We start from the raw sequence: 11613 nt of genomic DNA, 5'->3' as shown, positions 1-11613 counted from the left end.
CCTTTCGCGCTCGCCATGGTTCAGGCGTCCAGCTGCGGCAGCCGGTCGTGCCACTGGCTGATGTCGGTGCGCAGCTGATCCAGATCCCGGTTCAGCACGAAGAAGCTGTCCTCCACCTGCTGCAACCAGTGACGACCGATGAAGAGGTGCTGCTGATGACGCTCGAACAGGTTGCGCTGGCGCTTGAGCTCCTGCGCCAGCACGCCGGCCTCCGCCAGCAGCTCGGTCAGGGCCGCCTGCCAGGGGGTGATCACCACCTCGGGAATGGGGGTGCGCTCCACCAGCACCAGCGGGATCTGCTGGCGCTGCAGATCCAGCACGTGCAGCCGCAGCTCGTCGTCCAGCACCAGCTCGTAGTGACCCTCCTTGGGGTTGCCAAGCGGCCAGCCCACCAGCGACTCGCCGGTGGGATGCCAGTGGGAGAGCAGGGTCCGGTCGAACACCAGCGTCTCCACCAGCCGCTCCGGATCGTCGCCATCCAGCGCCGCCTGGGTGAGCAGGTGGAAGTGCACCAGCTTGCCGAACGGGCGGGCGTTGGCCAGCGGGATCTGGATGCCGCGGGCGCGGCGCCCGAACCACTGCTGGCGCTTTCTGGCCTTGCAGCACAGGCGCTGGGCCACGCTCTGTTTGAGCTGCTTGAACTTGTCCCGCAGCCCCATCAGCTGACGGGTCATGGTCAGCTGCTGATAGCCGTAGAGGCGGGAGAATTCGGTCATCATCTCCAGCAGGGCGGTGCGCGAGGCCTCGTCATGCCAGAGGCAATCCTTGAACAGCAGCAGATCGAGCGGGGCCACCTCGTCGCGGCCGTTGAAAAACGCGCTCGCCTTGATCAGCCGCACGGCCTTCTTCCAGCGCCGATCCGACACGTAGCAGCTGTGTGCCAGCTGGCTGTCGAGCTGCTGGCGCAACTGATAGATGAGCTCGAAGCAGTCGTCCGGCAGCCGAACCCGGTCGATCTGCTCCTGCCACTCCAGATACTCGTCGCCGTGGATCTGCACCGAGGGCGGCAGATTCTGGTGGGACTGGCCGTCGCTGGCCAGCATGGCCTGGAAGTTGGCCTTCTCCTGCACCCGGTCCATCCAGATCCGCACCAGCATGCGGTCGTAGAGCGCTTCCAGCCCGCTGTCGGGGGCCGGCAGCTCGTTGGAGGCGGTCACCAGCAGCCGCATGGGGATGGGGTGCTGGCTGTCGCCGTTGCGAAACTGCCGCTCGTTGATGGCGGTGAGCAACGTGTTGAGGATGGCGGGGCCCGCCTTCCAGATCTCGTCGAGGAACACCACCTCGGCCTCCGGCAGGTAGCCGGCAGTGAGCCGCAGGTACTTGCCGTCCTCCTTCAGCGCCTGGATGGAGAGGGGGCCGAACACCTCCTCCGGCGTGCTGAAACGGGTCATCAGGTACTCGAAGTGGCGCGCTTCATGAAAGGCCAGCTTGAGGCGCCGCGCAATCAGGCTCTTGGCGATGCCGGGCGGGCCCAGCAGAAACACGCTCTCGCCGGACAAGGCCGCCAGCAGACCAAGCCGCAGGGCATCCTGGCGCTCGTAAAGCCCCTCGCCGAGGGCCGACAGCAGGCGTGGCAGCCGTTCGTGAATGGGGGCGAGACGAAGATTCTGTGATGCTAAAGGTGGCATAGGCGCACTTCCGATACTGGGGTTGTCTGGAACCGGCACACCCGCGACGCGATCGAAGGTTCCCTGTCCTGCTTGTTGTATTGTCGGGAGGTCGCCTCAGGCTCGCACCGGCCGGTTGCCGGGCGCCGGAGCGCCTCTCCTGGCTAAAACATACCGCAAAAGATGCAGCAAAACGCGTTCGAGTGTACCCTGCGCAGAGCTTTTTTCATCAATGCAGATCAAGACTGAGTCATCGCCCATGCAAGATCCAGTGCAGCTGACCACGGCGCGGGAGCCCGTCCCCGAGCAACCCGACCAGGCATCCGCTCGCCTGCGGCAACACCTGCTGGCCCGGATGGGCATCCCTAGCTGGCAACTGCGCCGGCCGGCCCTGCTGGCGGGCCATCAGGCTGCGCCCGCACCTACCAGTGAGGCTCAGGCGAGTCAGCAGGAGGCGGTCCCCGCCCCGGCCGTGCCGAGCGAGCCGCCGAGCGGCAAGCTCTGGATCCTGGCGAGCCGGCTGCCGGCCCCCGGTCTGCTGGCGGATCTCTGCCAGCTGCTCGGCATCGGCAGCGACGAGGTCAGCCTGCTGAGCAGCCTGCCCGCCGGCCACACCCCGCCCCTGCTCTGGCTGGAGGCGGCCGATCCCGCCTGGCCAGAGGCTCTGATCTGCCCGCTCACCCCCAGCCCGGCCCAGAAACGGGCTCTGTGGCTGCAGCTCAAGGGGCGCCTCGGCTGACCAGCCGTGCGCCCCGCATCTCTCTTCGTTCAGCCGCCCCGACCCGGAGCCACCATGGTGCAATTTCGTCCCCTGCTCGAGACCGACTTCGAGCTCATCTACCCCATAGAACAGGCTGCCCACAAGGAGCCCTGGAGTCAGGCCAACCTGCTCTCCTGCTTCGGGCCACGCTATCTCAACGGCCTGCTGCTGGTCGACGGCCAGCCGGCCGGCTTCTACATCTCGGATCTGGTGGCGGGCGACAGCTCGCTGATGAACATCTGCGTGCATCCCGACTTTCAGGGCAAGGGGCTGGGGCGGGAGCTGCTCAGGGAGTACCTGAGCCGCAGCAAGGCCAACAAGGCCGAGGCCTGGTTCCTCGAGGTGCGGGCCGGCAACAGCACCGCCATCAGCCTCTACGAGAGCGAGGGGTTTGCCGAGTACTGCCGGCGCGCCGACTACTACGGCACCGGTCAGGATCGGGAAGATGCCGTGCTGATGTCCCGCCTGTTCGACTTCGGCTAAGCCGCCGCGCTACATCTGCAGCACTAGAGCAGCGGCGCGTTGTCGAGGGCCGGATCCTGCAGGCTTTGGGTGGTGTGCAGCACTGCCTCGAAGCCGGCGGCGGAGAGCGGCATGAAGAAGCCGCGCTGCCAGGTCACCCCGGGCATCCAGATCTGCTGGATATCCACCACTATCTTGATGGGCTTGAGCGGCTCGCCCGGCTGCTGCACATAGATGCCGGGCGGGGTCGCCACCTGCGGGAAGCGGCGCAGTATCTGCTCGCTGCCATCCCCGGCATTCGGGTTGAGACGCACCTTGACCAGCCGGGCCAGCACAGGCGCCATCTCCTCTGTCTGCCACAGGGTGGTATCCAGCAGTTTGCAGCGCCGGCATTTGGCGCGTTCGATCACGTAGAGCAGCGGATAGCCCTTCTGCAGGGCCAGCTGCTGCGCCTGGGCGTAGCCTTCGGCGCCGCTCAGCCAGGGGTTGTCCTCCTCGCTACCCGAGCCTCCCAGCGTAAACCAGAGCCCGCCGGCCCCCGCCAGCAACAGCAATACCCCGGTCACCACCCCCTTGATACCGACACTCATTATGCTCCCTCCCTGAATGGCTCCACACGTCAGCCACCATCATGCCTCAAGCGCCCCCTAATTGACGACTTTGTGATCCAAGACAAATGGCGAACACTTGTAAGCTGTAATCTTAGAGTTTAAACTCCAGCGCGATTTTTCAGTGCCCCTTAGGGCGTACAACTGTTACTTGAGGATGTCTGACTGATGCCGAAACACCACCTGGTTCGACTGATGCGGGAACGTATCGCCCGGCTTGGCAACAAGGCCGCCCTGCGCGTACAACAGGATGGCCAGTGGCGTGCCATCGGCTGGCGTACCCTGGGGCAGGCCATGGACTACTGCGCCCAGGCGCTGATCCGCGCCGGCCACCAGCCTACCGAGATGGTCGGCATTTATGCCCGCAACATGCCGGAGTGGACCCAGGCCGATCTCGGCATCCTGGCCGCCCGCGGCGTCAGCGTCCCTATCTACCCCACCAGCACTCTGGATCAGCTGCGCTACATCGTCAAAGATGCCGGCATCAAGGTGCTGTTCGTCGGCGAACAGCCCCAGTTCGACCAGGCGCTGCAACTCATTGAAAGCGGCGAGATCCAGCAGCTCATCGCCCTCGACGGCAGTGTCAACCTGCGCGGCTGCCCGCAGGCGAGCCACTTCCAGGAGTTCCTCTCTTCCGGCAATCACCAGCCCAGCGAACAGGGGCTGCGCGAGCGTGAGAGCCAGTACCGGATGGACGATCTGCTGACCCTGATCTACACCTCGGGCACCACGGGTGAGCCCAAGGGGGTCATGCTCGATTTCGCCAACATCGCCGCCTGCTTCGAGATGCACAACAGCCGCCTCGATCTGAACGAGCAGGACGTGTCGCTCTGCATGCTGCCGCTCAGCCATGTGTTCGAGCGCGCCTGGACCTACTACGTGCTCTATTGCGGCGCCGAGAACGTCTACATCCGCGATCCGCAGAAGGTGATGGATGTCATCGGCGAGGTGCAGCCGACCGTGATGTGCGCCGTGCCGCGCCTCTACGAGAAGGCCTACGCCATGATCCAGGCTCGCGTCGCTCAGGCCCCACGCCTGCGTCAGGCCCTGTTCGGCTGGGCCACCCGGGTCGGCAAGCAGATGGTCGCCACCCGCCAGGCGGGTAAAGCCGCCTCTCCCCTGCTCTACGGCCAGCTCTGGCTCGCCGAGCGGCTGGTGTTTCGCAAGCTGCGCGCCCGTTTCGGCGGCCGCACCCGCTTCCTGCCGGTGGCCGGCGCCCGCCTCGCCGACGAGGTGAACTTCTTCTTCCAGGCCATGGGGCTCAACCTCAAGTACGGTTACGGCATGACCGAGACCACCGCCACCGTCTGCTGCTACGAGGACAGCCAGTTCAAGCTGGGCTCCATCGGCACGGCGCTCAGCGGCATCGAGGTGAAGCTGGGTGAGAACAACGAGCTGCTGGTGCGCTCCCCCACCGTGATGCGCGGCTACTACAACAAGCCCGAGGCCACCGCCGAGGTGATGACCGAGGATGGCTTCCTGCGCACCGGCGATGCCGGCGAGCTCGACGGCGAAGGCAACATCTACTTCACCGAGCGCCTCAAGGAGCTGATGAAGACCTCCAACGGCAAGTACGTGGCGCCGCAACTGGTGGAGGGGACCCTCGGCAAGGATCGCTTCATCGAGCAGATCGCCATCGTCGCCGATGCCCGCCACTTCGTCTCCGCGCTGATCGTGCCCTGCTTCGAGTCGCTGGAAGAGTACGCCCGCTCCATCAACCTGCAGTACCAGTGCAAGACCGAACTGCTGCGCCACTCCAAGGTGGTGGAGTTCTTCGAGGCGCGCATCCAGGATCTGCAAAAGGAGCTGGCCAAGTTCGAGCAGGTGAAGAAGTTCACCCTGTTGCCGAGCGCCTTCTCCATGGAGTTGGGGGAGCTGACCCCCACCATGAAGCTGCGCCGCAAGATCATCGAGTCCAAGTACCAGAGCGAAATCGAGGCCATGTATAACCACGTCTGATTACCGCTCGGATTTCCGGAAATAAAAAAGCCGCTTCAAGAGCGGCTTTTTTGTTGCCTGTCATCAGGCCGGGGTCTTGCTGGTCCCGAAGTAGTCGGCCAGGAAGTCGTCGAACGACAGGCTGTCGCTGCGCTCCCGCTCCCGCTGCTTGGCCAGCGACTCCCGTGCCTCGCCGGCAAAATAGGCTTCGTCCCAGTACTGCAGCTCACCCGCCAGCATCTCTTCCCGGTAGCGGCTCGCCAGCTCGTCGGCGAAGGCGCCGTTGTCCTTGCCACTTTCCAGCAGTTGCTTGAGCAGGCGGGCGGAGTAGGTGAGCTCGGGATTGAGCAGCTTCTCGCGGTGCATCGCCAGGGTCTCGCGGTAGCGGTTGCGGCCGCAGCAGCGATCCAGCAGCGCGGCGACCTCGGCCAGCTCGTCGAACAGCTTGAGGCCGAACTCCTTGAGGCCGATGGGGTTGCCCTGTTCGTCCTCCAGCTCGAGGCCGGGACGGCGCCCCTCCAGCACCACCTTGGTCTGGTTGCGGCGATTGCGGGCGATCTCTTCGTCATCCAGCACAGGGGACGGACGCAGCAGGCACCAGACCAGGAACAGGTCGAAGAAGCGGATCTGATCCACCTCGATGCCATACGGGGTGAAGGGGTTGACGTCCACGGTGCGCAGCTCGATGTATTCGATGCCACGCTGCTCCAGCGCGTCGGACGGCTTCTCGCCACTGCGCGGGGTGCGCTTGGGGCGGATCGGCGCGTACAGCTCGTTCTCCAGCTGCAGCACATTGTCGTTGAGCTGGCGGTACTCGCCGTTCACCTTGACGCCGATCCTGGCGAAGTCGGGATCATGGGTGTTGATGGCGCGGCGCAGGCTGCTCACATAGGCCGGCAGGTTGTCGTGGCTTATCTTGAGCCCCGCCTGGGCGCTGTTGGTGTAACCCAGATCCGACAGCCGCAGGGCGGTGGCGTAGGGCAGGTAGAGGGTGCCCTTGCCGGTCTTCTGGAACGGCAGGTTGCTCTTGCGCCCCTTGAGGAAGGATTCGCAGATGGCCGGCGACGCGCCGAACAGGTAGGGCACCAGCCAGCCGAAGCGGTAGACGTTGCGGATAAGCCCCATGTACTTGTCGGAGATGAAGCGCTGGCTGCAGCACCCCTCGCACACCAGCTCCTGCCACTCGCACCAGAAGCTGTCCGGCATGGAGAAGTTGAAGTGTACCCCGGCGATCACCTGCATCAGGCTGCCGTAGCGGTTCTTCAGCCCCTGCCGGTAGAGAGTCTTCATCCGGCCGATGTTGGAGCTGCCGTACTGGGCCAGCCGGATGTTCTCCTCGTCGCCGACGAAGCAGGGCATGGAGAGTGGCCAGATCCGCTCATCACCCAGGTGATGAATGGTGTGACGGTGGATGTCGCCAAGCTGTTCCAGCAGGCTGTCGATAGAGTCGGTGGCCGGCGTGATGAACTCCAGCAGGCTCTCCGAGTAGTCGGTGGTGATGTTGGCATGGGTCAGTGCCGAGCCCAGACTTCTGGGGTGATCGGTCTGGGCCAGGGTCCCCTGTGGGGTGATGCGCAGACATTCACGTTCGATCCCGCGCCGGATCCCCTTGAGGGCGGTCAGCCGTTCCGGCGAACCCAGGGCGGTCAACAACTCGGTGAGTGACAAGCTTGTCGTAGTCATATTCACGGCTCATGTGTGGCCGCCCCACAGGGGGGCGGCACTATTTTTATGTAGCGCCCTCAGGGCAGCTGCAGCGGATAGATGGGAAGATGAAGCTCCTGCAGGGGTTTTTCAAGCTTTTGCTTGTCCCCCACCACCACAATCACCATCTCGGCCGGGTCAAGCCAGCGTGCCGCACTGGCCTTGAGCGTCTCGGCCGACACCGTCTTGATCAGGTTGTTCTGGGCCTGCACATAGTCCGGCTTCAGGTCGTACATGATCATCTGCAGCAGGAAGCCCGCCTTCTGGCCAAGCGTCTCGTAAGAGAGCGCATCCTGCTGGGAGACGGCGCTGCGCATATAGGCGAGCTCGACCGGGGTCGGGCCGCTCTTGCGGTAGTTGTCCATCTCCTTGAGGAACTGGCGGATGGCATCCACGGTCGCATCGGCCCGCACGTTGGCGCCGGTGGCGAAGGTCCCCACCTCCCGGTTGGCGGAGAAGCCCGAGCTGGCCCCATAGGTATAGCCCTTGTCTTCCCGCAGGTTGAGGTTGATGCGGCTGTTGAAGTTGCCGCCCAGGTTGAAGTTCATCAGCCCGGCGGTGAAGTAGTCACCCGTGGTATCGAACGGCATGGCGCGACGGCCGATACGGATCACCGACTGGGGCGCCCCCGGCTTGTCCACCAGATAGATACCCGGCTTGGCCTGCTCGCCTTCGGGCTTGAGGCTGCCAAGGGAGGGCGCAGCCCCCTTCCACTGGGTCAGGAAGCCGAGTTGATCCTCCACCTGGGACTGGGTCACGTCACCCACTACCACCACCTTGGCGTTGGTCGGGTTGTAGTAGTTCTGGTAGAAGCGCTTCACGTCCGCCAGGGTCAGCTTCTCCACGTCGGCCAGCACGCCGTCACCCGGCTGACCGAGACGGTTCTGCTTGCCGTAGATCAGCTCGCGGAAGGCCTGGCCGGCCAGCCACTCGGGCTGCTGCTCGCTCTGTTTCATCCCCTGCAGCATCTGCGCCTTGACCCGCTCGAAGTCGGCCTCGCGCATGCCGGGCCGCTCATACACCTCGCGCACCAGCGCCAGGGTCTGTGGCAGCTTGTCGGCCAGGCTGCTGATGGTGACCAGGTTGTTGTACTGGGCGCTGGAGACGCTGACGCTGGAGCCGAGCTTTTGCAGCTCGTCGCTGAGCTGGGCCTCGGTCAGACGCACCGAGCCCTGCCCCATCATGCTGGCGGTGAGGCTGGCCAGCCCCAGCTCGCCCTTGCCTTCGGCCCGCATGCCGCCCGGCAGGGCGACCATGATGGAGACGGCCGGGATTTCATCGCTCTGGGTGCCGATGATCTCGATCCCCTTGTCGAGCTTGCCGTGCCAGATGGCGGGCACCTTGACGCTCACCGCATCGGCCGCTTTGGGCTGCACGCTGCGATCGAAGTCGTCTTTCACCGGCCGCTCGGCCAGCACCTTGTCATGCTTGGCGTAATCCGGCAGCTCGCGCTTGGCCGGGGTGAAGTTGGGCTTGGCGGCCTGCCAGTCGTTCTTGCCTTTGGGCACCACGCTCAGCACCACCGCCGGCTTATTCAGGATGAACTTGTCGTAGGCGGCCTTGACCTGCTCCGGCGTCACCTTGCCGATGGCGTCCAGGCTCTTGAACACATAGTTGGGATCCTGGGCGAACACCTGGCCCATGGCGAGCTGGCTCACCTTGCCGGAGACGCTGTCCAGGCCCCAGATGGCCGAGGCACGATAGCTGTTGATCGCCTTCTCCAGATCCTCCGGCTTGAGGCCGCGACCGGCGAACTCGCCGATCACCTTGTCCACCTCGCTTTTGAGGGTCTTCAGGCTGCCATCCACCGCCGGGTTGGGATAGGCGTAGACGGTGAGGGTGCAGGCCAGCTCCTCGCAGTAGTGGGAGGCCCCCGCATCAATAGCCTTGCCGCTCTTGACCAGCGACTGGTAGAGCATGGAGCTGGCGGAGCCGCCCAGCACGTCGGCGAACATGTCGAGGGCCGGCTCCTGCGGATCGCCAAGGGACACGGTCGGGTAGCTGATGTAGAGCAGCGGCAGGTGCACCTTGTCCTCGAGCGTCACGTAACGGGTCTCGGGCAGGGTCACCGGCTCGGGGGTCGGCTCGGCCACCTCGGGTCCACGCGGGATCGGGCCGAAGTACTTCTCAATCCAGGCCAGCGCCTGCTTGGTGTCGAAGTCGCCGCCCAGGGTGAGGGTGGCGTTGTTGGGGCCGTACCAGCGCAGGAAGAACTGCTTGAGGTCGTTGACGTCGACCCGATCGAGATCCTCCACATAGCCGATGGGCTGCCAGGAGTAGGGGTGGGTGCGCGGGTAGAGCGCCTCCCCCACCTTCTCGCTCACCAGACCGTAAGGCTGGTTGTCGATGCGCTGGGCCCGCTCGTTCTTGACGGTGGCACGCTGGATCTCGAACTTCTTCTGGCTCACCGCATCGAGCAAGAAGCCCATGCGGTCGGCCTCCAGCCACAGCACCTTCTCCAGCTGGTTGGCCGGCACGGTCTCGTAGTAGTTGGTGCGGTCCTTGTTGGTGGTGCCGTTCATGTCGCCACCGGCCTCGTTGATGATCCGCATGTGCTCCTGATCCCCCACGTGCTTGGAGCCCTGGAACATCATGTGCTCGAAGAAGTGGGCGAACCCGGACTTGCCCACCTGCTCGCGGGCCGAGCCCACGTGATAGGTGACGTCCAGGTGCACCAGGGGATCGGATCGGTCGGGCGCCAGAATGACGGTCAGGCCGTTGTCCAGCTTGTACATCTGATAGGGAATGCCGAGCTTGCCCTCTTCCTTGACCTGTTCCGACACCAGGGTGGGTGCCGCCAGCACGGGCAGAGAGAAGCCCAGAAGCATGCTTAATGGAATGAGTTTGTTCACGGTTACCTCGTGAGTGAAGCTAGAAGATCTGCCTGGCCAGCAGAAAGACCAGGGCATAACGGAACAATTTGCCGAGCCCGATGAGAATGAGAGAGCGCCAGAAGGAGAGGCGCAGCCAGCCGGCCAGCAGACAGAGACCATCGCCGACCACAGGCGTCCAGGCCAGCAGCAGACACCAGTGGCCATGTTGTTTGAGCCAGCCGAGGGCTTTTTGTTCCCCACGGCCTTGAAAATCTTCCGGTTTTTTCTTGAAGGTGGCGAGCCAGCCGAGCCACCAGGTGGTCATGGAGCCGAGGGTATTGCCCAGCGTCGCCCACAGCAGCAGGCTGGCCATGCTCCACTCCCCCTTGGTCGCCATGGCCCCCAGCAGCACTTCCGAGCTGCCGGGCAGCAGGGTGGCGGAGGTGAAGGCGCTCAGAAACAGCCAGCCAAGCCCCAGCTCGGTGATGCCATTCATCCGGCCAGCTCATCCGCGGCGGGCATGCGCAGCAGCAGCTTGCCGCGCACGTGGCCCTGCTCGATGGCCTGATGGGCCAGGGCCCCTTCCGCCAGCGGGAATTCGCCGGAGACGGTGATCTGCACCTCCCCCTGACGCAGCAGGATCAGCATCTGGCTCAACTGCTGGCGGTCAGGATGTACCAGCATGCCAAGCACCTCGATGGCGCTGCCGGCCGCGGCATCCTTGATCTGCTGGGCGGTGATGGTGGGTACCGTCACCAGCCGGCCGCCCGGCTTGACGCAGGCCAGCGCCGCCTGGCCACTCTCGCCCCCCACCAGATCCAGCACCAGATCGACCGGACCGTCGGCCACCACCTGGGCGGCCCAGTCCGCATCGTGGTAATCCACCATCTTGCTGGCCCCCAGCGCGTGCAGGAAGCTGTGGTTGTCACCGCTCGCCATCGCCACCACCTCGGCGCCATAGGCGCTGGCAAACTGCACCGCCAGATGGCCGACGCCGCCGGCACCGGCCAGGATCAGCACCCGTTGCCCCGCCTTGAGGGCGCCGTGCTCGAACAACCCCTGCCAGGCGGTGAGGCCGGCCAGCGGCAGCGCCGCCCCCTGTCTGAGGCCAATATCCTCCAGCCTGACCAGCTCCTCCTCGCGGGCCACCACGGACTCGCCGTAGCCGCCGGCGGTGAGGGGAAAGCCCACCATGCCGCATACCCTGTCCCCCTCGGCCAGCGAACTGACACCAGGGCCGACCTTCTCGACCACGCCGGCCACGTCATAGCCCGGCGTCCAGGGCAGCTTCTCCTTGTTTTGCGCCGCCGCCCAGCCGAGGCCGGCCCGGGTCTTGGCATCGATGGGGTTGACCCCCGCAAAGCAGATGCGCACCCGCACTTCGCCCTCGGCAGGCACCTTGTCCTGGGAAGGGTTGAGCCTGAGTACCGAGGGGGCGCCGAATGCGGTAATCTGTAGCTGCGTCATTGCACAATCCATCCTGTTGATTGATCAAGGGTCAACAGAATAACAGCGAGGACACCATGGCTCGAATGTTTCTTATTCCTCTGTTGCTGGCCCTGGGGTGGTGGGCGTTTCTGCTCTACTTCCGCATCCCGCTCAAGCAGGGGGCCAAGGGGTTTTACTGGATCATCGGCATCGGTGGCGGACTGGCCGCCTTCCTCAGCCTGATGATGGTGCTGACCCACTAGCACAGCGCCCGCGCGCAATAAAAAGGCCAC

Annotated in this window: 10 protein-coding genes; 4 read left to right on the top strand and 6 right to left on the bottom strand. The window is 64.7% G+C overall.

The window, feature by feature from the left end; genetic code table 11:
- Positions 1–20 precede the first annotated feature (20 nt).
- Positions 21–1628: an ATPase RavA domain-containing protein gene (locus AB5Y81_RS01300; RefSeq protein WP_162519908.1), complete on the bottom strand. Its 1608-nt coding sequence runs from the start codon at positions 1626–1628 to the stop codon at positions 21–23.
- A gap of 238 nt (positions 1629–1866) precedes the next feature.
- Here AB5Y81_RS01300 and AB5Y81_RS01295 point away from each other — a divergent pair, with 238 nt between their 5' ends.
- Both AB5Y81_RS01295 and rimI read left to right on the top strand, forming a co-directional pair.
- Positions 1867–2346 carry a DNA polymerase III subunit psi gene (locus tag AB5Y81_RS01295; protein WP_124250893.1) on the top strand — a complete coding sequence of 160 codons (480 nt, stop codon included), beginning with the start codon at positions 1867–1869 and terminating at the stop codon, positions 2344–2346.
- A gap of 54 nt (positions 2347–2400) precedes the next feature.
- Entirely contained in the window at positions 2401–2850 is a 450-nt protein-coding gene (gene rimI, locus AB5Y81_RS01290) for a ribosomal protein S18-alanine N-acetyltransferase (protein ID WP_025202219.1), read from the top strand.
- 23 nt (positions 2851–2873) lie between these two features.
- Here the strand turns inward: rimI and AB5Y81_RS01285 are convergent, their stop codons facing one another.
- Positions 2874–3419: a hypothetical protein gene (locus AB5Y81_RS01285; RefSeq protein WP_025202220.1), complete on the bottom strand. Its 546-nt coding sequence runs from the start codon at positions 3417–3419 to the stop codon at positions 2874–2876.
- Positions 3420–3605: 186 nt separating this feature from the next.
- On the opposite strand from AB5Y81_RS01285, the gene AB5Y81_RS01280 reads away from it, so the two are divergent.
- Positions 3606–5396, top strand: coding sequence for a long-chain fatty acid--CoA ligase (locus AB5Y81_RS01280; RefSeq protein WP_025202221.1), 1791 nt, complete (start codon positions 3606–3608; stop codon positions 5394–5396).
- Positions 5397–5459: 63 nt separating this feature from the next.
- On the opposite strand, the gene gshA is transcribed toward AB5Y81_RS01280, so the two are convergent.
- Genes gshA through AB5Y81_RS01260 form a run of 4 tightly spaced genes read right to left on the bottom strand, consistent with a single transcriptional unit; the run spans position 5460 to position 11359 of the window.
- Positions 5460–7058, bottom strand: coding sequence for a glutamate--cysteine ligase (gene gshA, locus AB5Y81_RS01275; protein ID WP_005308917.1), 1599 nt, complete (start codon positions 7056–7058; stop codon positions 5460–5462).
- 59 nt (positions 7059–7117) lie between these two features.
- A complete protein-coding gene (locus AB5Y81_RS01270; RefSeq protein ID WP_279484861.1) occupies positions 7118–9931 on the bottom strand; it encodes a pitrilysin family protein in 2814 nt (937 codons plus the stop codon).
- A 19-nt stretch (positions 9932–9950) separates the two neighbouring features.
- The gene (locus tag AB5Y81_RS01265) at positions 9951–10388 is read right to left on the bottom strand and encodes a YqaA family protein (protein ID WP_017780238.1); all 438 of its coding nucleotides are present in this window, start codon (positions 10386–10388) and stop codon (positions 9951–9953) included.
- Complete coding sequence (locus tag AB5Y81_RS01260) at positions 10385–11359, bottom strand: NADP-dependent oxidoreductase (RefSeq protein ID WP_026141414.1); 975 nt, start codon at positions 11357–11359, stop codon at positions 10385–10387. Before AB5Y81_RS01260 ends, AB5Y81_RS01265 begins: the two co-directional genes overlap by 4 nt.
- 56 nt (positions 11360–11415) lie before the next feature.
- Between AB5Y81_RS01260 and AB5Y81_RS01255 the strand changes: the two genes are divergently transcribed.
- Entirely contained in the window at positions 11416–11583 is a 168-nt protein-coding gene (locus tag AB5Y81_RS01255; RefSeq protein ID WP_005308905.1) for a hypothetical protein, read from the top strand.
- Positions 11584–11613 lie beyond the last annotated feature (30 nt).

The organism is Aeromonas sp. s2 (genome assembly GCF_040907935.1).
Lineage (GTDB): Bacteria > Pseudomonadota > Gammaproteobacteria > Enterobacterales > Aeromonadaceae > Aeromonas > Aeromonas dhakensis.
The sequence above is the reverse complement of the archived record's forward strand: the minus strand, read 5'-3'. Positions and strand labels throughout refer to the sequence as shown.